This is a genomic window from Bradyrhizobium sp. Pha-3, from assembly GCF_042258615.1.
Taxonomy (GTDB): Bacteria; Pseudomonadota; Alphaproteobacteria; order Rhizobiales; family Xanthobacteraceae; genus Bradyrhizobium.
In genome coordinates, this window is the sequence record NZ_CP170152.1 from 9,188,330 (window position 1) to 9,211,795 (window position 23,466).

Here is a 23,466-nt window from a genome sequence, read left to right on the forward strand (position 1 = left end):
AGCCAAATCACCGACCCGCGGCCGCCACCCATTTCGCGCGAAAACGCGTCAGTCCGCTTGATCGCTATAGGCGAGGCCGATCGCGTGGTCGCGGATATCGGCGGGCCAGTCCGCGATCAGCGTCGCAAAGCGCCGTCGGTCGTGCGCAAACAGGGCGCGGATCGCGTCCTCGTAATGCGGCCGGTTGCCGGCCATCGTTGTCATGAAGCGATAGGCGGCATCCTGCGCGCTGCGCGTGCGGTCCTTGTCGCCGCTGGCGCGCCGCGCCTCGTCGATCAGCTTGCGGATCGCGACCGATGCGCCGCCCTTCTGCTGTGCGAGCCAGTCCCAATGCCGCGGCAACAGCGTGATCTCGCGCGCCACGACGCCAAGCTTCGGCCGTCCGGGACCGCGCGGCGCGGTCGCCGCCGCCGGCTCCTCGTCGAGCGGAGGCGCGAGCTTCGGCAGCCGCGCCAGCACGTCGTCGACCGAGCCGCGGAAATCGATATCGACCAGCGCCGAGGTACGGCCGTTGAAGACCAGGACCGCGGCATCCTTGCGCCGGTCGAGCAGCTGCTTGGCGGCGCGTGCGACCTCCGCGAGGTCACCGGCCCCGATGCGATGCTCGCCTTCGAAGGCGACATAGGCAGGATTCATGGTAGACCTCTCCGATTGCGCGACGTATTGCCCGGGTCATTTCCAGCTAGCACGGCGCGTGGATCTCGACTTTTCTGTTCCCGGCCGGCACCAAACGCCGCCCGATAGCGCCGACATTTCAGAGGACGCCCATGCTGACGGTTCATCATCTCAACAATTCCCGCTCGCAGCGCGTGCTGTGGCTGCTCGAGGAATTGGGCGTGCCCTACGAGATCGTACGCTACCAGCGGCAGCCCGACATGCGGGCGCCGAAGGAGCTGCGCGCGATCCATCCGCTCGGCAAGTCGCCGGTCGTCACCGACAATGGCAACACGATCGCGGAATCCGGCGCGATCCTCGAATACATCATCGCGACCTACGGCAATGGCCGCCTGATCCCGCCGGCCGATACGCCGGAGCGGCTGCGCTACACCTATTGGCTGCACTATGCCGAAGGCTCGGCGATGACGCCGCTGCTCTTGAAGCTGCTGTTCACGCTGATGCCGAAGCGCGCACCGGCGCTGCTGCGGCCGCTGGTGCGCAAAGTCTCGAACCAGGCGCTGTCCACGCTGGTCAATCCGCAGCTCAAGCAGCACATGGCCTATTGGGAAGGCGAGCTCGGCAAGAGCGAGTGGTTCGCCGGCAGCGAGTTCTCCGGCGCCGACATCCAGATGAGCTTTCCGCTGGAGGCTGCCGCCGCGCGCGGCGGGCTCGAGGACGGTCATCCGAAATGCGTTGCCTTCCTCGAGCGTATCCACGCGCGCCCGGCCTATGCGCGGGCGCTCGAGAAGGGCGGGCCGTACGAGGTCGGCCGCTAACAGGTCGGTCATCGCGGTAGCTCGGCAAGTGGCAGCAGGCGCGAATCCGCCAGCGCCGCGGTGCGGTGTCCGATGCCGGCGAGGTAGGCCTCCGCCACCGCGAAGGCTAGGAACGCGCCACGGCTCCTCTGGCGGATCAGCATCGCGCGATCCCAGCGCTCGCCCTCGGGCCCGATCAGGAACGCGCCGCCTTCACCCATGAACAGGATGTCGCCGCCGCTCTTGCGCAGATGCGGCAGCGTGTGGGCGACATAGCGGTCGTAGGCTTCCGCACCCGTGACAGGCTGCGGCGGAGCCAGCTCGGGGCTTTGCGAATAGTCGGCGATGTCGCGAAAACGCAGCAGGTTGAGCATCACGAGTTCGCCCGCGATCTCGCGCTGGGCAAAGTCGCGCCCTGCATTCCACGTCGGCTTCAGATGGCAGGTGGTGTCCATGTCAGCGCGTCCGATTCCCGGTTTCGATGGCGTAGTTTTATCCGGGTGTAATTGCGCTGTCAATAATATCCGGGTATAAATGGCGGGCCGACCCGACAGGAGCCGCCATGAAGACCGAGGACCGCAAGCTGGCCATCGCCGACTACAAGAAGCGCGCTGCCGTCGCCGGCGTGTTCGCGATCCGCTGCCGCGCGACCGGCGAGGTCTGGGTCGGGCAGGCGCTCGATCTGGAGAAAATCCAGAACCGCATCTGGTTCACGCTGCGGATGGGCAGCCACCGCAATGCCGAGCTGCAGCGCGCCTGGTCGGCGCATGGCGCGGACAGTCTCTCGCTCGAAACGCTGGAGCGTATCGAGGACGAGGAGCTCGCCTATGTGCGCGACACGCTGCTCAAGGAGCGCGTGCAGCATTGGCGCGCGCAGCTGAACGCGTCGGCAATCTAGTCGCGTTCAACGCGGCGTCTGCGCGCCGCCCGCCGACGGCAACGGCTGCACGGTGACGCCGGGCGGCGGCACGTCGTCGTCGGGCACGAAGAAATCCGACATCAACGGCACCGACGGATCGACCCGATAGCGCTCGAAGTCGCGCACGCCGTTGGCGTAGAGCACCTTGTCGTCGATGCAGAAATTGCCGGTGAACTCGCGCGATGGCCGCGTGATGATCGCGTAGGCCGCATCGCCCATGATTTCGGGCGTGCGGCTCGCGCGCATCATGGCGTCGCCGCCGAGCAGATTGCCGACCGCGGCGGTTGCGATCGTCGTGCGCGGCCACAGCGCGTTGACGGCAATGCCGGCGGATTTTTGTTCGCCGGCCAGCCCGAGCACGCACATGCTCATGCCGAACTTCGCCATCGTGTAGGCGGTCGAGTGCTCGAACCACTTCGTCTTCATGTCCAGCGGTGGCGACAGCATCAGGATGTGCGGATTCTCCGCCTTCTTCAGATGCGGGATGCAGTATTTCGACACCATGAAGGTACCGCGGGTGTTGATCCCCATCATCAGATCGTAGCGCTTCATGTCGGTTGCCTGCGAGTTGGTCAGGCTGATGGCGCTGGCATTGTTGACGCAGACGTCGATGCCGCCGAATTCGGCGACGGTCTGCTCAATCGCCGCCATCACCTGGGCCTCGTCCCTGATGTCGCAGAGCACCGGGAGCGCCTTGCCGCCGGCGGCGCGAACCTCGTCGGCGGCGGTGTAGATCGTGCCTTTCAGCTTCGGATGCGGCTCGGCGGTCTTCGCCGCAATCGCGACATTTGCGCCGTCGCGCGCGGCGCGCAGCGCGATCGCAAGCCCGATGCCGCGGCTTGCACCCGAGATGAACAGCGTTTTGCCTTTGAGCGATGTCATGAGAGCCTCCTGTGAGGGACGCGCGAGACGATGGCTCCCTCTCCCCTTGTGGGAGAGGGTTGGGGGTGAGGGGTATCTCTCCACACGGCGTACTGCATGGACAGACCGCGACCCCTCACCCGGATTGCATCTGGCGATGCAACGTAGCCGAAGCTTTGCTTCGGCGTTCGATTGGACGGCCGCCGCAGGCGGCCTTTGCCTCTCCCACATCCGCCTTCGCCAAGGCTTCGGCGGACAAGAGGGGGGAGGCGAAGTTGAGCAAGCGGCGCGGGCATGACGCTACCTCCCCGCCTATCCACCCGCATGCAGCACGCGCCCGCGCGTTTCCGGCAGCGCGTAGGCGGCGATGAAGAACACGGCATAGGCCGCCACCGCGAAGATCGCGATCGCGTTGGCGAGCGTCGTCGTGGTCGAGAGCGCGCCGACCAGGAACGGAAACAGCGCGCCGACACCGCGGCCGAAATTGTAGCAGAAGCCCTGTCCGGAGCCGCGCAGCCGGGTCGGATAGAGCTCGGTCAGGAACGCGCCCATGCCGGAGAAATAGCCCGAGGCAAAGAAGCCGAGCGGGAAGCCCAGCACCCACAGAACCTCGTTGGAGAGCGGCAATTGGGTATAGAGCAGCACGATCGCGATGGCGCCGAGCGAGAAGATCAGGAACAGATTGCGCCGCCCGATCCGGTCGGCAAGCCAGGCGCCGACCAGATAGCCGATGAACGAGCCGATGATCAGCGTCGCGAGATAGCCGGTTGAGCCGACCACCGAGAGCTTGCGCTCGGTGGTGAGGAAGCGCGGCACCCAGAAGGTGATGGCGTAATAGCCGCCCTGCATGCCGGTGCCGACCAGCGAGGCCAGCAGCGTGGTCTTCAGGATCGGTCCCTGGAAGATCTCCCACAATGCGGCGGGCCCGCTGCCGGATGCCTGCTGCTGCGCCATCGTCGCGGCGGAGATCTCCGGCTCGGTGACATAGCGGCGCAGATAGAACACGAGCAGCGCCGGCAGCGCGCCGATCACGAACATCCAGCGCCAGGCATTCTCCGGAGGCAGGATCGAGAACAGGACCGCCTGCGCCAGCACCGCAAGGCCCCAGCCGATCGCCCAGCCCGACTGCACCGAGCCGACCGCGCGTCCGCGGTATTGCGGCCGGATCGCTTCGCCGATCAGCACCGCGCCGGCCGCCCATTCGCCGCCGAAGCCGAGACCGAGCAGCGCGCGGGCGATCAGGAGCTGGTCGAAATTCTGCACCACGGCGCAGACCAGCGAGAAGAACGAGAACCAGATGATGGTGAGCTGCAGCGTCTTCACCCGCCCGATCCGGTCGGAGAGATAGCCGCCGAGCCAGCCGCCCACGGCGGAGGCCAGCAGCGTCACGGTGCCGGCGAGGCCGGCAGTGCCGGCATCGACCTTCCACAGCGTGATGATGGTGCCGATCACCAGCGGATAGATCATGAAATCCATGCCGTCGAGCGTCCAGCCCGAGGCGCAGGCCCAGAATGTGCGCCGCTCCGGCAGGTTCATGTCGCGATAGAAGGCGAGGAGACTGGTGTCCTCGATCTCTGCGACTTCGATGGATTTGGATTCGGCCGTGCTCATGCGCGTTCCCCGGAGAAATCATTCACCGGCTGTTTTGCGATCCGCGGCCGGAGTTGCGCGGACCGCCAATCTATCGCGATGTACCAGCCCGGGCAAAGCCGCGTTTGCCCCTCTAGGTCTTTAGTTTGAGCATGATCTTTTCGGAAAACCGCTTCGCACTTTTCCGGATCAAGCTCTAGTATCCCGCCGCTTCCGAGCCGCGCGTGCGCGGGTCGGGTGCGCCGAGCAGACCGCTGGTCGTGACGACGATCGAGTTCGCGGAGGAGTAGCCGAGCGGCTCGACCGGTTTGTGGCCCTTGGCGCGCAGCTCGGCCAGCACCTCGTCGGGAAAGCCGCGCTCGATCCGGACCTCGTCGGGCAGCCATTGATGATGCATGCGGGGCGCGGCGACTGCTGCGGCGATGTCCATCTTGTAGTCGATGACGTCGACGATGATCTGCGTCACCGCGGAGATGATGCGGCTGCCGCCCGGCGATCCCGTCACCAGCACCGGCTTGCCGTCCTTCAGCACGATGGTCGGCGACATCGACGACAGCGGGCGCTTGCCGGGTCCCGGCAGATTGGCCTCGAAGCCGACCAGGCCGAACGCATTGGAGGCGCCGGGCGCCGCGGTGAAATCGTCGAGCTCATTGTTGAGCAGCACACCGGTGCCGTCGGCGACAAGGCCGACCCCGTAGGGGAAGTTCAGCGTGTAAGTGTTGCTGACGGCGTTGCCGCCGGCATCGACGACCGAATAATGCGTGGTGTTGTCGCCCTCGTGCGGCTGCTTGGCGTTGCGCACATCGGTCCAGGGCGTGGCGCGGGCGAGGTCGATGGTCGCGCGCTGCCTGGCGGCATAATCCTTGTCGATCAGCAGCTGCGTCGGCGCGTCGACGAAGGCGGGATCGCCGAGATAGCGGGCGCGATCGGCATAGGCGCGCTTCATCGCCTCGATCATGACATGCAGCGAGGCGGCCGAGCCCTGCTTCATGTCCGACATCGGAAAGCCTTCGAGGATGTTGAGGATCTCCAGCAGCACGACACCGCCGGAGGAAGGCTGCGGCATCGAGACGATGTCATAGCCGCGATAGGTGCCGCGGATCGGGGTGCGGATCACCGGCCGGTAGGTCTTCAGATCCTCGAGCGTAAAGATGCCGCCGGCATTCTTGATTCCGCTGACGAGCTTCTCGGCGACCGCGCCCTCGTAGAAGCCGCGCGGCCCCTGCTCGGCAATCGCCGTCAGCACGCCAGCGAGATCGCCCTGGATCAGGCGGTCGCCCTCATGCAGCGGCCTGCCGTCGGCATGCGAGAACGTCCTGGCAGAATTGGGCCAGCGCGACATGCGGCGATACATGTCCGCCAGCGTATCCGACGTATCGTCGGTGACGATGAAACCGTCGCGGGCGAGATCGATCGCGGGCTTAACGATCTGCGCCAGCGTGAACTTGCCGGAGCCATATTTCTCCAGCGCCAGCGCGAGGCCCGCGACCGTACCGGGCACGCCGATCGCGAGCGCGGAGTTGCGCGACTTGTCGGGATCGGGCTTGCCGTCGGTGTTCAGGAACATGTCGCGGGTTGCGGCCTGCGGCGCGGTTTCGCGATAGTCGATCGCGACGTCTTCATTGCGGCCGGCGAGATGGATCACCATGAAGCCGCCGCCGCCGATATTGCCGGCACGCGGATAGGTCACCGCCATCGCAAAGCCGGTGGCGACCGCGGCGTCGACGGCGTTGCCGCCTTGCCGCAGGATATCGGTGCCGACCCGCGCAGCGAGCTTCTCCTGCGCCACCACCATGCCGTTTTCGGCGTGGATGCTTTGAATCGTATTGTTGGCTGAGGGCTCGTAAGCGCGACGTTGTACCTGGCCTATGGCCGGTGTTGCGATGCCGATCGCCAGGAGAGCGGCAAACAGCCGTCGCGACATCGTTGCTGTCAGCGCCATCGAAATGTCCTGCCCTGTTCATCGCCGTATCAGCAAACCGGCCCATGCTATATGGGAACGGATTGAAGCGGCAAAAGCCTGCCTGTGGTTCGAGTTGGGGAATATCTTTCGCGATGACGGCAACAATGCAGACGGGCACTGAACATGCGAAGACCTATCCTGGCCGCGCCGCCGTCGTCAGCTGGATCTTCTTCGACTGGGCGGCGCAGCCCTACTTCACGCTGATCACGACCTTCGTGTTCGCGCCCTATTTCGCGAGCTTCGTCGCACCCGATGCCGCAAGCGGGCAGGCGCTGTGGGGCTTTGCCACCGCAGCCGCAGGCCTTGCGATCGCGCTGCTGTCGCCGGTGCTCGGTGCGATCGCCGACGCCAGCGGCCGGCGCAAGCCGTGGATCGCCGTTTTCGGCGCGCTGCTGGTGATCGGCTCGAGCGCGATGTGGATCGGCAAGCCCGGCAATCCCGACATCATCCCCGCGCTGCTGCTGGCCTATGCGATCGCGAGCGTCGGCGTCGAGTTCGCGACCGTCTTCAACAATGCGATGATGCCGACGCTGGTGCCGCCGGACCGGATCGGGCGGCTCTCGGGCACCGGCTGGGCCACCGGCTATGTCGGCGGCATCCTGAGTCTCGTGCTGGTGCTCGGCTTCCTCGCCGCGAATGCCGAGACCGGCCGCACGCTGTTCGGCTTCACGCCGCTGTTCGGTCTCGATCCCGTCATGCATGAAGGCGACCGCATCACCGGGCCGCTGACCGGGCTGTGGTTCATCATCTCCGTGACGCCGATGTTCCTGTTCACGCCGGACTATCCGGCGAAGCGTCCGATGCGCGCGGCGGTCGGCGAAGGCCTGCGCGAGCTCAGGGATTCACTGGTGAGCCTGCCGAAGCAGAAATCGCTGGCGCGGTTTCTGTTGGCGAACATGATCTACACCGACGGCTTGGTCTCGCTGTTCGCGTTCGGCGGCATCTATGCCGCCGGCACGTTCGGCTGGGACACGATCCGGATCGGCACCTTCGGCATCATCCTGGCGGTGGCGGGGACGTTCGGCGGCTGGCTCGGCGGCAAGCTCGACGATGCGTTCGGGCCGAAGCGGGTGATCACCGGCAGTCTCGTGATCCTACTGTTTGCGATCATCGTGATCCTCACCGTGAACAAGGATTCCATCCTGTTCATCCCGGTCGCGCCGCCGGTGCCTGGCGGTCCGTTGTTCGCCGGCGCTGCCGAGCGCGCCTATATCGTGCTGGGTTGCCTGATCGGCGCCACCGGCGCGCCGTTGCAGGCGGCCTCACGCTCGCTTTTGATCCGCCTCGCGCCGAAGGATCGCATCGCGCAGTATTTTGGATTGTTCGCGCTGACCGGAAAGGTGACGTCGTTCATCGGCCCGCTGCTGATCGGCGCGATCACGGCCGCGACCGCGAGCCAGAAATACGGCATGGCGGTGCTGGTGGGGTTCTTCGTGCTGGGGCTCGTGTTGCTGGCGAAGGTGCGAACGGCCCCGTAGCCCGGATGGAGCGAAGCGCAATCCGGGACCTGGTGCACGCAGTTCAGAGACCTTCCCGGATTTCGCTTCGCTGCATCCGGGCTACGGCACCGCGCAAGTCTTAGAGCGCCTCGCCCTTCAGCAGCCGCGGCACCTCGCCTGACAATCCCGCCGCCTGGCGGATGAACATGCTCTTCAGCGGCGGCGCGCGATCGACGAGGCCCAATCCGATGTCGCGCACGGTGCGCAGCAGCGTCGATTCATTGGAGAACAGGAAGTTCAGCGAGTTGGTGGCAACCCCCATCGCCATCGTATCGAAGCGCCGCCAGCGCTGATAGCGCTCGAGCACGTCGGCTTGTCCGAGATCCATGCCGAGCCGCGCCGCATCGACGACGACCTCGGCAAGTGCCGCGACATCCTTCAGGCCCATGTTGAGACCCTGTCCCGCGATCGGATGGATCACATGCGCGGCGTCGCCGATCAGCGCCAGGCGTTCGGCGATGAACGAGCGTGCAACGAAATAGCCGAGCGGAAACGCACGCGGCTTATCGAGAGCCTTGATCTCACCGAGGTGCAGGCCGAAGCGCTGCTCGAGCTCGGCGTGGAATTCCTCCTCGCTCAGCGCCGTGATGCGCGCGGCGGCCTTGCGCGTCTCGGTCCACACCAGCGACGAGCGATTGCCGGTCAGCGGCAGGATCGCGAACGGACCCGCGGGCAGGAAATGCTCCTCGGCGCGGCCGTGATGTTCGCGCTCATGCCCGACGGTGACCACGATGCCGGACTGGTCATAGTCCCAGCCATGGGTCGCGATCCCGGCGCGCTCGCGCAGCTTCGAGCGTGCGCCGTCGGCGGCAACCAGAAGGCTTGCATCGATATCAGTGCCGTCGGCCAGCCGGACGCTGACGCCGTCGGGCCGCGAGTCGAAACTCGACACCGCGGTGGCGCGCAGCTCGACGCCCTCGGCCTCGGCGCGGGTCGCGAGCGCATCGATCAGATAGCGATTCTCGACCATATGGGCGAACGGCTCGCCGGGCTCGACATTGCCGGCGAAGGTCAGGAACACCGGACGCGTCGCATCCTCCAGCTTGGAGTCGGTCACGACCATGTCGGTGATCGGCTGCGCCGTCGGCGCCACCTGCCCCCAGACGCCGAGGGTCTCGAACAGCCGCCGGCAGGCCGCCACGATCGCGGTCGCGCGCGGATCGCGGCTTGGGCGCTGGCTCAGCGCCGGATCGGCCACGATGACCGGAATGTCCGGCCCCAGCCCCTGGCGCAACGCCACGGCCAGCGCCAACCCCGCAAAAGCGCCCCCGCAGATGACAATACTTCGCTGTGCCGGCATGCCGTTCCCTTGCGCACCCTGCGCTCTCAGACTGTGCTTGCTACCTGATAATAGCTGGGCGAAACAGGGGGCAGAAACAAGGTCCTCGACCTAAACGAACGTCATTCCGGGGCGCGCGCAGCGCGAGCCCGGAATCCATTGGGCTGCGTGATCCGTAGATGAATGGATTCCGGGTTCTTGCGGAGCTTGTCATCGGGCGCGCATTCGCGCGACCCGTTGGCGAGCCCAGGAATGACGCTGAAGGCAACGAAGAAAGCCATCCATGTCCAAGAGCCTGATCGACCTGCTGTCCATCCTCGATCTCGAGCAGCTCGAGGTGAATTTGTTCCGCGGCAACAGCCCGAAGACGAGCTGGCAGCGGGTATTCGGCGGCCAGGTGATCGGCCAGGCCATGGTCGCGGCCTGCCGTACCGTCGAGGGCCGCCTGCCGCACTCGATCCATTGCTATTTCATCCTGCCGGGCGATCCGCAGATCCCGATCATCTACCAGGTCGAGCGGCTGCGCGACGGCAAGAGCTACACCACCCGCCGCGTCACCGCGATCCAGCACGGCAACGCGATCTTCTCCATCATGGTCTCGTTCCACGCCGAGGAAGAGAGCAACTTCAATCACCAGGAGAAGATGCCCGACGTGCCGCCGCCGGAGAAGCTGACCGCGGAGGAAGTGTCGAAGCAGCCGATGTTCAAGGAAATGCCGGTGTTCATCCGCCGCTACTATGAGAGCGACCGGCCGATCGAGCTGCGCCCGGTCGAGCTCGGCCGCTATTTCGGCCAGCAGATCGAGGACGGCCGCATCCATGTCTGGATCCGCACCGCGGCGAAACTGCCCGACGATCCGGCGCTGCATCTGTGCGCGCTCGCCTATGCGTCGGATTTCTCGCTGCTCGACGCCGTCATGGCGCGCTACGGCCGCACGCTGTTCGACCGGCGCATGATGCCGGCGAGCCTCGATCACGCGATGTGGTTTCACCGCCCGTTCCGCGCCGACGAATGGCTGCTCTACGCGCAGGATTCGCCGAGCGCGCAGTCGGGCCGCGGCCTGACCCGCGGCCAGATCTTCAAGCCCGACGGCACGCTGGTGGCGTCCGTCGCGCAGGAAGGTTCGGTGCGCGAACGCAAGGCGTAAGAATGATCCGGAAAAGCGCGAAGCGGTTTCCCGCGACAAACGCGAAACGTCTGCGCTGAGATCATGCTCAAACAAGAACCTGAAGCGCGATGACGGTTCAACCTGACCTCATCGCGCTTTAGCCCGCTCAGGCGCCTGCGTAGGCGCCGCGCTCGGTCAGCGCGAATTGCGAGATGAACCAGTTGGCGTACCAGCGCAGCACCCACGGAATCGGGATCAGGAATCCGCAGCCGATCGAGAACACGATGGTTCGCCACAGCACCTCGAGCCCGGATGCGTTGAAGGAGACCTCGCGGCGCGTGCCCTCGACGTTGCGGCAGATCCAGCGCAGCCATGCGGTCATCACCCAGGCCCAGCCGATGATGGTGATGGCCGAGATCACCATCAGCACGTACCAGCCGATATAGACGAGCGGGCTGCCCGCGAACGAGATCGGCAGCTCCTGGCCGCTCGAGCTGAGGCGGCCGAAGATCCAGCGCACGATCATCCAGCTCAGAAAAGCCTGCAACAGCAACGAGAGCAGCGTGACGATGTTGCTGTTGGCCGCTCCGGCATAGGTCAGAAGACCGAGCACGATGAAGACGTACCAGATGTCGAGCGGCTGCCCGGTGAAGCCGAGATGCGGCCGGCCCGGCACGCGGATGTAGGGGATCGCGAAGCGGTACAGGCCGGTCGCGGTCCACGGCGCGGGGATGACGAAAATCTGGCCGCTGAACATCAGCAGGCTGCGTCCGAACAGGCCCCAGATCGGGAAGTCGGCCGACAGCGCGCCGCCGCTATAGCTTGCCGATGCGGCCACCGGCGGCGGTCCGCCAGCCTGCGGGAACGCCGGCGGTGCGCCCGCGCTCGGAACGAGGCCGGGAATCTCCCCGGCCTTCTGCCAGCCGGCCATGCCCTCGGTCCACACCAGGGTATCGGCGCCCACCATGCCACGGGTGATCAGGTCGCGGAGCTGAGCTTCAGGCAGGGGGCCCTTTTGCTGGCCTTCAGATGCATAAAACCAGTTTCGATTCGACATTTTCTTGTTCCTCGGGGCGCGGGTGCACGCGCTGTGGCGAGAATGAGCCAGCGGGAGCGCTGGCCGGGGCGGGAAAGCCATATTCTGGCCGACGGTTGTCGTCCCGTACAGTAACGGAGTTCACGCGGTGCGCACGTTTTCCCCTTCAACCTGCAACTTTTTTGTGCCATTTGCCCAGAAAGCTGCCAGATTTGGCGGCGGCAAGTTGCCGCTCCAGAGACGGCGAGTTGCCGCTCCAGAGACGGCAAGTTGCGGCTCCGGGGACGGGCGCACACGGAAAACCTCAAGGAAATGAAGGCCTGACCATGAAACTCGTCGTCGCGATCATCAAACCGTTCAAGCTCGATGAGGTACGCCAGGCCCTGACCGCGATCGGCGTTCACGGCATGACGGTGACCGAGGTGAAGGGTTATGGCCGCCAGAAGGGCCACACCGAGATCTATCGCGGCGCCGAGTATGTCGTGAATTTCCTGCCCAAGCTCAGGATCGAGATCGCCGTCGATACCGAACTCGCCGAAAAGGCGGTCAGTGTCATCACCGAGCACGCCCGCACCGGCCAGATCGGCGACGGCAAGATCTTCGTGACGCCGATCGACCACGCCCTGCGCATCCGCACCGGCGAGACCGACAACGACGCACTCTAAAATCGAGATCACCGCCGGCAACGACGCCGGTGCACGCCGAAATCCACAGCAAGAATCGACGACACGCCGGGGAATGATGATGGGGGCACGAGCTCTTCGTGCAGCGATATCAGCTGCGCCGATCACTGCTGCAATCCTGCTGGCGTGGGGTACGCCAGCCTTCGCGCAAGACTCCAGCGCCCCCGGCGTCAACGCCGCCGACACCGCCTGGATGATGGTCGCCACCGCGCTGGTGCTGATGATGACGATCCCGGGGCTCGCGCTGTTCTACTCCGGCATGGTGCGCAAGAAGAACGTGCTGGCGACGATGGCGCAGAGTCTTTCGGCCGTTGCGATCATTTCGATCCTCTGGGTCATCTTCGGCTATTCGCTGACCTTCGTCGGCAACGGTCCATGGCTCGGTTCGCTCGACAGCTGGTTCCTGGCCGGCATCACGATGGACAGCGTCAATCCGGCGGCAAAGACCATCCCGGAAGCGCTGTTCATGCTGTACCAGATGACGTTTGCGATCATCACAGTGGCGCTGGTTGCCGGCTCGGTCGCCGACCGCATGCGGTTCTCCGCCTATGTGCTGTTCTCGATCGGCTGGTTCATCTTCGCCTATGTGCCGCTGGCGCATTGGGTGTGGGGCGGCGGCTTCCTCGCCTCGATGGGCGTGATGGACTTCGCCGGCGGCCTCGTCGTGCATCTGTCCGCCGGCATCAGCGGCCTGGTCGCGGCCAAGGTGATGGGCAACCGGCACGGCTATGGCCATGACAATCTGTCGCCGTTCGACCTGTCGCTCGCCGTGGTCGGCACCGGCCTGCTCTGGGTCGGCTGGTTCGGCTTCAATGGCGGCTCGGCGCTCGCGGCCAATTCGCGCGCGGTGATGGCGATCACCGCCACCCATCTTGCGGCCTGCGCCGGCGCGCTGACCTGGGGTGCGATCGAATGGGCGACGCGCCGCAAGCCGTCGGTGCTCGGCATGATCTCGGGCGCGGTCGCAGGGCTCGGCACCATCACCCCGGCATCCGGCTTCGTCGCACCGTGGCACGGCATCATCATCGGCATCATTGCCGGCCTGGTCTGCTTCTGGGCCTGTACCTGGCTGAAGCATCGCTTCCAGTACGACGACTCGCTCGACGTGTTCGGCGTGCACGGCATCGGCGGCCTGACCGGCACGCTGCTCGCAGGCATTTTCGCCACCGCGGCGATCGGCGGCACCTCGGGCCTGCTCGAGGGCAATCCGGGGCAACTCCTGATCCAGCTCTACGGCGTCGTGATCACGCTGGTCTGGTGCGGCGGTGTCACCTTCGTGCTGCTCAAGCTGGTCAGCGCCTTCGTCCCGCTCCGCGTCTCGATGCAGCAGGAGCTCGAGGGTCTCGACATCTCGCAGCACGGCGAAGCGCTGCAGTAGCAGTCGAGCTTGTCTCGCCAGGACGGGATCGGCGCCGGCGGGGGCGAATTCGTAAAACAACCCCATGCAAAGTACCCGAGCGCCGCGACGTCACGCTGCACGGGACAGTTCAGGCTTGCACGACACATAAGTGTATGCTTATGTGTTGACATGGTCGATACCGATATCTTCAAGGCACTGGCCGATCCGACCCGCCGCAGGGTCTTTGAGAAGCTGGCCGGCGGCAGCCTGAACGCCAGTGCCTTGCGCGACGGGCTTGAGATCAGCCAGCCGGCAATGTCGCAGCATCTGGCAGTGCTGCGCGCGGCTGGACTGGTGCGCGAGCAGCGGCAGGGCCGCTTCGTCAACTATGAAGTCGACCCGGACGGGATCGCCAGCATCGGGACCTGGCTGGCCCGCTACCGCGCCTATTGGCCGAAGCGCATCGAAGCGCTCTCCGACCTCTTGAAGGATATGGATCAATGAGCGACACGGTTGAGCCTGACGCCGACGCAGCTTTGGTGATCGAATACGAGCTCGACGCACCGCCCGAGAAAGTATGGCGCGCCGTCACCATTCCAGCCCTGCGCGAACGCTGGCTTCCGGATTGCGATCTCGCGGGCGCTGAACCCCTGTCATCGGTCGCAGGCGAGGAGGTGCGTTACCGGCTCCGCGAGTCCGAGCCGCCGTTTCGCGAAAGCCACGTCACCTTCCGGATCGAGCCGAACGAGGTTGGCGGCACCCGGTTTCGTATCATCCAGCAAACCTGCGGCGAGCGCGCAAGCCCGCCGCGAGCGGCCAACAGCAACAGCCGCATGCTGATGCGCGCGGCCTGATCCCGCACTTCATCACCCGTTGAGACTTCATCACCTGCAGACATGGAGGTCGCCGATGCGCGACATGATGCAACTCGTCCCGATGGTCGTCGAGCAGTCGTCCCGCGGCGAGCGGTCCTTCGACATCTATTCCAGGCTGCTGCGCGAACGCATCATCTTCCTCAACGGCGAGGTCAATGATGCGATGTCCGGACTGGTCTGTGCCCAGCTTCTGTTCCTCGAGGCTGACAACCCGAACAAGCCGATCAACCTCTACATCAATTCCTATGGCGGCGTGATCACCAGCGGGCTTGCGATGTACGACACCATGCAGTTCATCAAGGCGCCGGTGCACACGCTGTGCATGGGCACCGCGCGGTCGATGGGATCGTTCCTGCTGATGGCCGGCGAGCCCGGTCACCGCGCTGCGCTCCCGAATGCCAGCCTCCACGTGCACCAGCCGCTCGGCGGCTTCCAGGGCCAGGCCTCCGACATCCTGATCCATGCCACCGAGATGCAGGCGACCAAGCGGCGCATCATCCGGCTTTACGCCCAGCATTGCCGGCGCACCGAGGCGGACGTGGAACGGACGCTGGACCGCGATCACTTCATGTCGGCGGAGCAGGCGCTCGAATGGGGACTGATCGACAGGGTTTTTGCAGCACGCGACGCCGCCTAATGGCCTGGCATTGCTTTATCTGAATACCGGCATCTGCACCGCGGCTGAGCAGAATTGTGTCCAGACCCTGGCTTGCTCATGAATTAGGCCAATCTGATTAGATTTTAGGCGCGACGGAATAGCGCAGCAGCAGCTTGCTCCCGCAATGCGGGAAAAGGTCCGGATTCATAATCCATTAGCGAACCCGAGCCGTTTGGCACGGCATTTGATTCTAAGGGTCCCGGCTGTGCCCGCGTAGTGGATGTCTTCCGCGTGGTGAACCTCAGTCGAAACTCCCGGTGTTCGTTCGCACCGGGCCCAAGCGGGGATAGGACTCATGAAAATTGTTATGGCGATCATTAAGCCATTCAAACTGGAAGAGGTCCGTGACGCCCTGACCGCCATTGGCGTTCACGGTCTCACGGTGACGGAAGTCAAGGGGTACGGCCGTCAGAAGGGCCACACGGAAATCTATCGCGGCGCCGAATATGCGGTGAGCTTCCTGCCCAAGATCAAGATCGAGGTCGCAGTCGCCTCCGATCAGGTCGACAAGACCATCGACGCCATCACCTCCGCCGCCAAGACCGGACAGATCGGCGACGGCAAGATCTTCGTCATCAGCCTCGAGCACGCCGTGCGCATCCGCACCGGCGAGGCCGATGCCGCGGCCCTCTGATTTCGCGCTCAACCTTTAAGACCTCAGGAGTGAAATAACATGACGTTCAAGCGTCCCTATGGCGCGGGACTGGCGGCCCTCGCAGTCGGCCTGTTTGCCGCAACCGCCGCCTACGCCGAGCCAACCGTCAACAAGGGCGACAACGCCTGGATGCTGACATCGACGGTGCTGGTGCTGTTGATGACCATCCCCGGCCTCGCGCTGTTCTATGGCGGTCTCGTCCGCTCCAAGAACATGCTCTCGGTGCTGGCGCAGGTGTTCTACACCGTCTGCATCGTCACCGTGCTCTGGGCCCTCTACGGCTACAGCCTCGCCTTCACCGGCGGCTCCGACTTCATCGGCGGCTTCTCCAAGGCCTTCCTGATGGGCGTTACGCCGGACTCCAAGGCCGCGACCTTCTCGGTCGACGCCAACATCTCGGAACTCGTCTATATGTGCTTCCAGATGACCTTCGCGGCGATCACGCCGGCCCTCATCGTCGGCGCCTTTGCCGAGCGCATGAAGTTCGCGGCGATCGCGCTGTTCATCCCGATCTGGGTGACCGTGATCTACTTCCCGATCGCGCACATGGTCTGGTACTGGCCGGGCCCGGACGCGATCCAGGATGCCGCCAAGGCGCTTGCCGCCGCGGCTGACGGCGATGCCAAGACGAAGGCGCAGGCCGCCCTCGACGCGATCAATGCCGATGCGGGCTGGATCTTCAAGAAGGGTGCGATCGACTTCGCCGGCGGCACCGTCGTGCACATCAACGCCGGCATCGCCGGCCTGGTCGGCGCGCTCCTGATCGGCAAGCGCACCGGCTACGGCAAGGAGCTGATGGCTCCGCACTCGCTGACCATGACCATGATCGGCGCCTCGCTGCTCTGGGTCGGCTGGTTCGGCTTCAACGCTGGTTCGAACCTCGAAGCCAATGGCGGCGCTGCGCTCGCCATGACCAACTCCTTCGTGGCCACGGCCGCGGCGGCGCTGGCCTGGATGTTCGCGGAATGGATCATCAAGGGCCATCCCTCGCTGCTCGGCGCGCTCTCGGGCGCGGTCGCGGGCCTCGTCGCGGTGACGCCTGCGGCCGGTTACGCCGGTCCGATGGGTGCCATCGTGCTCGGCCTCGTGGTCGGCGTGGTCTGCCTGTTCTTCTGCACGGTCGTGAAGAACGCGCTCGGCTATGACGACTCGCTCGATGTGTTCGGCGTCCACTGCGTCGGCGGCATCATCGGCGCGCTCGGCACCGGCATCCTGGTCAACCCGGCGCTCGGTGGTGCCGGCATCATCGACTACACCGCGATCCCGCCGAAGGTTGCCGATTACGACTTCGTGGCGCAGATGACCTCGCAGGTCTGGGGCGTCTGCACCACGCTGGTGTGGTCGGGCATCGGCTCGGCGATCCTCTACAAGATCGTGGACGTGATCGTCGGCCTGCGTGCCAACGTCGAGACCGAACGTGAAGGCCTCGACATCACCGAGCACACGGAGCGCGCCTACAACATGTAAAATTAGCGGCCCTTGAGGGCCGTTAATTTGGGTTCTCCCGGGGCGCGACCTCCCCAAGCGGTCGTTCCCAGAACTACGGTCCGGGCACATACCCGGCAATGTCCGGACCGTTGAGGGGCTCCAGCGCAAGTTGGAGCCCCTTTCTTTTTTCTGCGGATTGAGAAAATAATGTCGGAATTGCCTGCTGTTGTGAAACGACAGGCTACCAACAACAAAAACGGGAGGACGTCATGAAGGTGCAAGGCAGGTGCTATTGCGGCAACGTGCGCTATGAGGCCGAAGGCGAACCGATGATGGCGGCGCAATGCCTGTGCCGCGAATGCCAGTACATCACGGGCGGCGGACCGAACATGTTCATGGCGATGCCGACCAGCGGCTTCAAATACACCGCCAGCCAACCCAAGCAGTTCACCCGGAAGGACTTGGAACGCGCAGTGACGCGCGAATTCTGCCCGGAATGCGGCACCCATCTCGTGACCAAGGTGCCGGGCCTGCCCGCCACGATCCTGAAGGTCGGCACATTCGACGACCCCAGCGTGTTCACCCCGCAGATGACGATCTACACCTGCGACAAGCAGCTCTTCCACCACGTGCCCGAGGGCAAGCCGTCGTTCGAGAAGCTGCCGGCGCGGTAATCGTCACATCGCGTACGTAGCCCGGATGGAGCGCAGCGCAATCCGGGAACGGTGCCTACGTGACGAGACTGCCCCCGGATTGCGCTGCGCTTCATCCGGGCTACGCAGCTCAAGCCGCGTCGCGCGCATGCTCGACGCGGTCGCGGCCATGACGCTTGGCGGCGTAGAGCGCCTGGTCGGCGGTTCGCATCAGATTGCCGAGATCGAAGCCAGTCTCTTTCAAGGTGAAGCCGATGCTGATCGTCACCGGCAGCTGGGTTACGCCGTCGAGGATGGTGCGCGCCGCGCAATCGCGGCGGATTTCCTCGGCGCCGTGCGCGGCCTGCTCGTGGCTCAGGCCGGTCACGACGGCTGCGAATTCCTCGCCGCCGTAACGAGCGACCAGCGCACCGTGCCGGATCGCGAACTGGCGCAGCACGTCGGCGATCTCGACCAGCACCTTGTCGCCGATCTCATGTCCGTAGCGATCGTTGATCGACTTGAAGTGGTCGATGTCGCACATCAGGACCGCCACCGACGCGCCACCCGCCTGCGCCTGGTCGAGTGCGGCGGCGGCCTCGGTGTCGAAGCCGCGGCGGTTCAACAGGCCGGTGAGCTGGTCGGTCTGCGAGATCTGGGCAAGCTCGCGCCGGGTATGCGCGAGCTCAAGCATCAACAGGCCGGCGCGAAACGACATCGCGCCGCTGAGCGTGACCCCGATAAAGACGCCGGCGGTGAGCCCGAACAGCTGCATCTGGCCGACCGTGATCGGCGCGGCCAGATCGCGGCCGAACACCAGCATGCCGATGGTGAAGGACATCACCGCGGTCATGCCGGCGGCAATCACCATCACCTTGCCGGTGCGGCGCAGAACATCGCCGCGTGTCTCGATCCTGATGGCCATGTCCGTCTGCACGTCCTTGCAATACGCGGGATCATTCGTTCGTGCTGTGTTGCGAATTGCTGAAGGAGTTTGACGCGCGGGACACTGGCCTTAATGGCGGGTAAAGCGGATCGCTCGAATGCGCGGCAGTGAGCCGCGTCAGTCGATCAGGACTTCCACGTCCGGCAGCTCGCTCGGCGCACCGTCACGCAAATAGCTTTCGAGGATATTGGCCAGCGACAGCGGCGTGAGGGGCTCTTCCGCGTGGGATAGATCGGCGATCGGCCACCAGCGGAAGCAATCGAGCACCTGCGCCTCGGCGTTGTCGGCCATCACAGGGTCGAATCGAGCCGTATGAACGACCCGGTATTCTTCCTTCTGGGAGATCCGCCGGCCACCCCAGTTGAAGATATGATGACGCCGCCAGACGGCGGGACCGGGCTGGAAATCGATCAGCCCCAATTCCTCGGCCAGTTCCCGCCGTAACGCCGCTTCGGGCGTCTCGTCGCCCTCGATGCCGCCGCCGGGCGCGATCCAGAAGCAGTCGCCGCCGTGCGGCGGGCGAATCCGCATCAGCAGGACGTCGCGCTCGCTCGTGACGATGAGCGCCCGGACGGCGCGGCGGTGGACCATGTCTCGGAGCAATTTGATACGGTTTTCTGAGGTCAGCGCTGATATCACGCGCCGGCCAAACGTGCCGCGCCGCCGATGGTTAATCGCGTCTTAACCTCGCCCTATCTATGGTGATTTGATCGGTTTACGGTCGGCTCCCCCTCACCTCCGACCGCAGTGAAAGTGCTGGCTTTTCAACCATGGCAATGACCGCCTCATCCGGCGTGGCGCAGGGCGCCGCCGATGCCACATCCGCCGGCCAGGCCGAGCGCTCCCCATTCGTGCGAACCACCGAACTGCTGGCCCCCTACCAACCGGCTAAGCCCTTGATTACACTGTCGGTCGGCGAACCGCAGCATCCTGTGCCTGACTTCGTCGGGCCGGTGCTGGCCAAGCACACCGCCGAGTTCGGCCGCTACCCGATGGCCAAGGGCATCGAACCGTTCCGCCGCGCGGTCGCGACCTGGCTATCGAGCCGGTTCCAATTGCCGCGTCCGGTCGATCCGGAGAGCGAGGTGTTGGTGCTCAACGGCAGCCGCGAGGGGCTGTTCTTTGCCGCGATCACAGCCGCGCGCCACGTTGCTCCGCGAAAGGGGCGGCCGGCGATCCTGATGCCGAATCCGTTCTATCCGGCCTACGGCGCCGGCGCGCGCGCGGCCGGCTGCGAGCAGATCCATCTGCCGACCACGCTCGCCAACGGTTTCCTGCCCGACCTTGATGCGATCGACGAGGCGACATGGGCCCGCACCGTCGCGTTCTTCATCGCCTCGCCTGCCAATCCGCAAGGCTCGGTCGCCTCGCGCGCCTATTTCGCGCGGCTGAAAGAGCTCGCCGACCGGTTCGGCTTCATGATCCTCTCCGACGAATGCTACTCGGAGATCTACACCCGCGAGGCGCCGGGCAGCATGCTGGAATGCGCCGGGCCCGACTTCAGAAATGTCGTGGCATTTCAGTCGCTGTCGAAGCGCTCGAACCTGCCGGGCATGCGGGTCGGCTTCGCCGCCGGCGACCGCAAGTTTCTCGCCGCATTCCTTGAACTGCGCAATGTCGCCGCGCCGCAGGTGCCGGTGCCGCTGCAGCATGTCGCGGTCGCCGCCTACAGCGACGAGGCGCATGTCGAGGAGAACCGCAGGCTCTATCGCATCAAGTTCGATTTCGCCGACCAGATCCTCGGCAACCGCTATGGCTACAAGCGTCCCGCCGGTGGCTTCTGCGTCTGGCTCGACGTCTCCGATCGCGGCAGCGACGAGGCCGTGACCGTCAGGCTCTATCGCGACGCCGGCGTTCGCGTGATCCCGGGCAGCTATCTGGCGCGCGAGCAGAACGACAGTTCCAATCCGGGCGCCGGCTATATCCGCCTTGCGCTGGTCTCCGACAGTGAATCGACGGCCGAGGCGATGCATCGCCTGGTCGAAACCCTGGGTTAATCGCGAAGCGCGAAGATTGAGTATGCCAGCGATCGAACGTGTCATCCCCCTGGTCGGCCATCTGCCGCTCTCGTTGCGCGAGGCGCTGGCGCGGCGGCTGCGCGAACTCACCGGGCTCGGCCTGATCGCGCTGTCGGGCGCCGTCACCGCTGCGCTGATGACCTGGTCGGTGCAGGATCCGTCGCTGAGCCACGCCACCTCGCGCGCGATCCGCAACGTGCTCGGCTATCCCGGCGCGATCGGCGCCGACCTCCTGATGCAGATTCTCGGCCTCGGCGCCATCATGCTGCTGCTGCCGGTGGCGGTGTGGGGCTGGCGGATGCTGACGCATCGTCCGTTCGACCGCGAGGCGTTGCGGCTCGGCTGCTGGATCCTGTGCACGGTGATCGCGGCGGGTTTCGCCAGCTGCTGGCCGCACAACACCGCCTGGCCGCTGCCGACCGGGCTCGGCGGCGTGGTCGGCGACGCGCTGCTGCGCACGCCGGCCGTCGTGTTCGGGCCGCCCGGCTTCATCTATCGCGTCGTGCTTGGCCTGATCCTGTTTGTCGCGATGGCCGCGAGCTTCCTGTTCGCTTGCGGCTGGGGTGCCAAGGAGCAGGACGAGGAGCTGACGCCGATATCTGATGACGACGAGCCGTTCGTCGAGGACGAAGACAACGACCGCAGCTCGGTCTCGCTGGGCTGGCTGTTCCACGCGCTGATGAGCACGAAGGCAAGGCTCGGCTGGCTGTTCACCACCGCCTACAAATCGCTGGTGTCGAGCGGATCGCAGGGCCGCACCGCCGCCTTCGAGCGCCAGGAGCCCAATATCGGCGGCGGCCGCGCGGCGCCCTCGATCGCGCCCGCAGCTGACGACCATGACGAGGACGACGACGAGACTGAGGCTTTCGACGACGAGGAAGAAGAGGATGACGAGGAGGAAGCTCCCGTCGCCCGCGCCCCGCGCAAGAAGGCCGAGCCGAAGCCGAAGAAGAAGAACTCCGACAAGTTCGAGCTGCCGTCGGTCTCCGTGCTCAGTGCGCCGAAGGCGAGCGATCGCCAGCCGCTGAGCAAGGCCGAGCTCGAGACCAATTCGCGTGCACTGGAAGGCGTGCTGCAGGATTTCGGCGTGCGCGGCGAGATCGTCAAGGCCAACCCGGGCCCGGTGGTCACGCTGTACGAACTGGAGCCCGCGCCCGGCATCAAGTCGTCGCGCGTGATCGGATTGTCCGACGACATCGCCCGCTCGATGAGCGCGCTGTCGGCCCGCGTCGCCGTGGTCGCCGGCCGCAACGCGATCGGCATCGAGCTGCCGAACGCGCATCGCGAAAAGGTCTATCTGCGCGAGCTGCTTGTCGCCAAGGAAAGCGTCGATTCGGTCGCGAAGCTGCCGCTGTGCCTCGGCAAGACGATCGGCGGCGATCCCGTCATCATCGACCTCGCGCGCACGCCGCACATGCTGATCGCCGGCACCACCGGCTCCGGCAAATCGGTCGCGATCAACACCATGATCCTGAGCCTGGTGTACCGGCTGCGTCCGGATCAGTGCCGCCTGATCATGGTCGACCCGAAGATGCTCGAACTCTCGGTCTATGACGGCATCCCGCATCTTTTGACGCCCGTCGTCACCGACCCGAAGAAGGCGGTGGTCGCGCTGAAATGGGCCGTGCGCGAGATGGAAGAGCGCTACAAGCGGATGGCCAAGCTCGGCGTGCGCAACATCGACGGTTACAATGCGCGTCTCGTCGAAGCCAAGGCCAAGGGCGAAGAGCTGACGCGCACCGTACACACCGGCTTCGACAAGGAGAGCGGCAAGGCGATCTACGAGGAAGAGAAGCTCGACCTCGAGCCGCTGCCCTACATCGTCATCATCGTCGACGAAATGGCCGACCTGATGATGGTCGCCGGCAAGGACATCGAAGGCGCGGTGCAGCGCCTCGCGCAGATGGCACGCGCCGCCGGCCTGCACGTGATCCTCGCCACGCAGCGTCCGTCGGTCGACGTCATCACCGGCACGATCAAGGCCAACTTCCCGACCCGCATCGCCTTCCAGGTGACCTCGAAGATCGACAGCCGCACCATCCTCGGCGAAATGGGCGCCGAGCAGCTGCTCGGCCAGGGCGACATGCTCTACATGGCGGGCGGCGGCCGCATCAGCCGCGTGCACGGCCCGTTCGCATCCGACGAAGAGGTCGAGAAGGTGGTGCGTCATCTGAAGACGCAGGGCCAGCCGGAATATCTCGAAGCCGTCACCGCGGAAGAGCCGACCGACGAGGACGGCGCCGTGTTCGATGCCACCGGCATGGGTGGCGACGGCGGCGGCGATCTGTTCACGCAGGCTGTTGCGATCGTCAAGCGCGACCGCAAGGCGTCGACCTCCTACATCCAGCGCCGGCTGCAGATCGGCTATAACCGCGCCGCCTCGCTGATGGAGCGGATGGAACTTGAGGGCATCGTCGGCCCGGCGAATCACGCCGGAAAGCGCGAAATCCTGGTCGCGGAGGAAGAAGGCCAATTCTGATCGGGGGCGATCATCACGGAAAAACCATATCTCCCTCGGAAGAGGCGGGATAAAATCCGGCGAAGCGGGACGAGCGTCGAACAGAG

Annotated in this window: 23 protein-coding genes; 14 read left to right on the forward strand and 9 right to left on the reverse strand. The window is 65.3% G+C overall.

The features are described from left to right. Positions 1 to 48: 48 nt before the first annotated feature. Positions 49 to 636 (reverse strand): DUF2239 family protein, encoded by a 588-nt coding sequence (locus tag ACE10Z_RS42885; RefSeq protein WP_375786060.1) that lies wholly within the window; start codon positions 634 to 636, stop codon positions 49 to 51. Between the two features lie 131 nt (positions 637 to 767). On the opposite strand from ACE10Z_RS42885, the gene ACE10Z_RS42890 reads away from it, so the two are divergent. Further along, complete coding sequence (locus ACE10Z_RS42890; protein ID WP_375786061.1) at positions 768 to 1,433, forward strand: glutathione S-transferase family protein; 666 nt, start codon at positions 768 to 770, stop codon at positions 1,431 to 1,433. 8 nt (positions 1,434 to 1,441) lie between these two features. On the opposite strand, the gene ACE10Z_RS42895 is transcribed toward ACE10Z_RS42890, so the two are convergent. Beyond that, complete coding sequence (locus ACE10Z_RS42895; RefSeq protein ID WP_375786062.1) at positions 1,442 to 1,867, reverse strand: DUF1330 domain-containing protein; 426 nt, start codon at positions 1,865 to 1,867, stop codon at positions 1,442 to 1,444. A 107-nt stretch (positions 1,868 to 1,974) separates the two neighbouring features. Here ACE10Z_RS42895 and ACE10Z_RS42900 point away from each other — a divergent pair, with 107 nt between their 5' ends. Beyond that, a complete protein-coding gene (locus tag ACE10Z_RS42900; protein ID WP_375786063.1) occupies positions 1,975 to 2,310 on the forward strand; it encodes a GIY-YIG nuclease family protein in 336 nt (111 codons plus the stop codon). Between the two features lie 6 nt (positions 2,311 to 2,316). Here the strand turns inward: ACE10Z_RS42900 and ACE10Z_RS42905 are convergent, their stop codons facing one another. From ACE10Z_RS42905 to ggt, 3 genes are all read right to left on the reverse strand, one after another. Further along, the gene (locus ACE10Z_RS42905) at positions 2,317 to 3,213 is read right to left on the reverse strand and encodes an SDR family oxidoreductase (RefSeq protein WP_375786064.1); all 897 of its coding nucleotides are present in this window, start codon (positions 3,211 to 3,213) and stop codon (positions 2,317 to 2,319) included. Between the two features lie 291 nt (positions 3,214 to 3,504). Continuing rightward, positions 3,505 to 4,803: an MFS transporter gene (locus ACE10Z_RS42910; RefSeq protein WP_375786065.1), complete on the reverse strand. Its 1,299-nt coding sequence runs from the start codon at positions 4,801 to 4,803 to the stop codon at positions 3,505 to 3,507. Between the two features lie 175 nt (positions 4,804 to 4,978). Further along, positions 4,979 to 6,724, reverse strand: a complete 1,746-nt coding sequence (ggt, locus tag ACE10Z_RS42915; RefSeq protein WP_375786066.1) for a gamma-glutamyltransferase — start codon at positions 6,722 to 6,724, stop codon at positions 4,979 to 4,981. Between the two features lie 125 nt (positions 6,725 to 6,849). Here ggt and ACE10Z_RS42920 point away from each other — a divergent pair, with 125 nt between their 5' ends. Beyond that, complete coding sequence (locus tag ACE10Z_RS42920; protein ID WP_375786067.1) at positions 6,850 to 8,223, forward strand: MFS transporter; 1,374 nt, start codon at positions 6,850 to 6,852, stop codon at positions 8,221 to 8,223. Positions 8,224 to 8,323: 100 nt separating this feature from the next. Here ACE10Z_RS42920 and ACE10Z_RS42925 read toward each other — a convergent pair whose 3' ends face one another. After that, positions 8,324 to 9,544, reverse strand: a complete 1,221-nt coding sequence (locus ACE10Z_RS42925) for a ubiquinone biosynthesis hydroxylase (protein WP_375786068.1) — start codon at positions 9,542 to 9,544, stop codon at positions 8,324 to 8,326. 262 nt (positions 9,545 to 9,806) lie between these two features. Here ACE10Z_RS42925 and tesB point away from each other — a divergent pair, with 262 nt between their 5' ends. Beyond that, a complete protein-coding gene (gene tesB, locus ACE10Z_RS42930; RefSeq protein WP_375786069.1) occupies positions 9,807 to 10,670 on the forward strand; it encodes an acyl-CoA thioesterase II in 864 nt (287 codons plus the stop codon). Between the two features lie 127 nt (positions 10,671 to 10,797). On the opposite strand, the gene ACE10Z_RS42935 is transcribed toward tesB, so the two are convergent. Continuing rightward, the gene (locus tag ACE10Z_RS42935; protein WP_375786070.1) at positions 10,798 to 11,688 is read right to left on the reverse strand and encodes a DUF4339 domain-containing protein; all 891 of its coding nucleotides are present in this window, start codon (positions 11,686 to 11,688) and stop codon (positions 10,798 to 10,800) included. Between the two features lie 305 nt (positions 11,689 to 11,993). Here ACE10Z_RS42935 and ACE10Z_RS42940 point away from each other — a divergent pair, with 305 nt between their 5' ends. The 8 genes from ACE10Z_RS42940 (at position 11,994) to ACE10Z_RS42975 (ending at position 17,979) form a co-directional block, all read left to right on the forward strand. Beyond that, positions 11,994 to 12,332 carry a P-II family nitrogen regulator gene (locus ACE10Z_RS42940; RefSeq protein ID WP_074128375.1) on the forward strand — a complete coding sequence of 113 codons (339 nt, stop codon included), beginning with the start codon at positions 11,994 to 11,996 and terminating at the stop codon, positions 12,330 to 12,332. A gap of 79 nt (positions 12,333 to 12,411) precedes the next feature. Next, entirely contained in the window at positions 12,412 to 13,728 is a 1,317-nt protein-coding gene (locus ACE10Z_RS42945) for an ammonium transporter (protein ID WP_375786071.1), read from the forward strand. Between the two features lie 150 nt (positions 13,729 to 13,878). Next, complete coding sequence (locus ACE10Z_RS42950; protein ID WP_092121114.1) at positions 13,879 to 14,193, forward strand: helix-turn-helix transcriptional regulator; 315 nt, start codon at positions 13,879 to 13,881, stop codon at positions 14,191 to 14,193. Beyond that, positions 14,190 to 14,543, forward strand: a complete 354-nt coding sequence (locus tag ACE10Z_RS42955; RefSeq protein WP_375786072.1) for an SRPBCC domain-containing protein — start codon at positions 14,190 to 14,192, stop codon at positions 14,541 to 14,543. The genes ACE10Z_RS42950 and ACE10Z_RS42955 overlap by 4 nt, the downstream gene beginning before the upstream one ends. A 55-nt stretch (positions 14,544 to 14,598) precedes the next feature. Beyond that, positions 14,599 to 15,201 carry an ATP-dependent Clp protease proteolytic subunit gene (locus tag ACE10Z_RS42960; protein ID WP_375786073.1) on the forward strand — a complete coding sequence of 201 codons (603 nt, stop codon included), beginning with the start codon at positions 14,599 to 14,601 and terminating at the stop codon, positions 15,199 to 15,201. Between the two features lie 316 nt (positions 15,202 to 15,517). Then, complete coding sequence (locus ACE10Z_RS42965; RefSeq protein WP_029080945.1) at positions 15,518 to 15,856, forward strand: P-II family nitrogen regulator; 339 nt, start codon at positions 15,518 to 15,520, stop codon at positions 15,854 to 15,856. A gap of 39 nt (positions 15,857 to 15,895) precedes the next feature. Continuing rightward, positions 15,896 to 17,344 carry an ammonium transporter gene (locus ACE10Z_RS42970; protein WP_375786074.1) on the forward strand — a complete coding sequence of 483 codons (1,449 nt, stop codon included), beginning with the start codon at positions 15,896 to 15,898 and terminating at the stop codon, positions 17,342 to 17,344. 230 nt (positions 17,345 to 17,574) lie between these two features. Further along, positions 17,575 to 17,979 (forward strand): GFA family protein, encoded by a 405-nt coding sequence (locus ACE10Z_RS42975; protein WP_375786075.1) that lies wholly within the window; start codon positions 17,575 to 17,577, stop codon positions 17,977 to 17,979. Between the two features lie 109 nt (positions 17,980 to 18,088). Here ACE10Z_RS42975 and ACE10Z_RS42980 read toward each other — a convergent pair whose 3' ends face one another. Together ACE10Z_RS42980 and ACE10Z_RS42985 are read right to left on the reverse strand one after the other, a co-directional pair. Beyond that, positions 18,089 to 18,862, reverse strand: a complete 774-nt coding sequence (locus tag ACE10Z_RS42980) for a GGDEF domain-containing protein (RefSeq protein WP_375786076.1) — start codon at positions 18,860 to 18,862, stop codon at positions 18,089 to 18,091. A 138-nt stretch (positions 18,863 to 19,000) separates the two neighbouring features. Further along, the gene (locus ACE10Z_RS42985; protein ID WP_375786077.1) at positions 19,001 to 19,474 is read right to left on the reverse strand and encodes an NUDIX hydrolase; all 474 of its coding nucleotides are present in this window, start codon (positions 19,472 to 19,474) and stop codon (positions 19,001 to 19,003) included. Between the two features lie 179 nt (positions 19,475 to 19,653). Between ACE10Z_RS42985 and ACE10Z_RS42990 the strand changes: the two genes are divergently transcribed. Together ACE10Z_RS42990 and ACE10Z_RS42995 are read left to right on the forward strand one after the other, a co-directional pair. Further along, positions 19,654 to 20,880, forward strand: a complete 1,227-nt coding sequence (locus ACE10Z_RS42990; protein WP_375786078.1) for an aminotransferase class I/II-fold pyridoxal phosphate-dependent enzyme — start codon at positions 19,654 to 19,656, stop codon at positions 20,878 to 20,880. 16 nt (positions 20,881 to 20,896) lie between these two features. Next, on the forward strand, positions 20,897 to 23,380 hold the full coding sequence (locus ACE10Z_RS42995; protein ID WP_375786079.1) for a DNA translocase FtsK: 2,484 nt from the start codon (positions 20,897 to 20,899) through the stop codon (positions 23,378 to 23,380). Positions 23,381 to 23,466 lie beyond the last annotated feature (86 nt).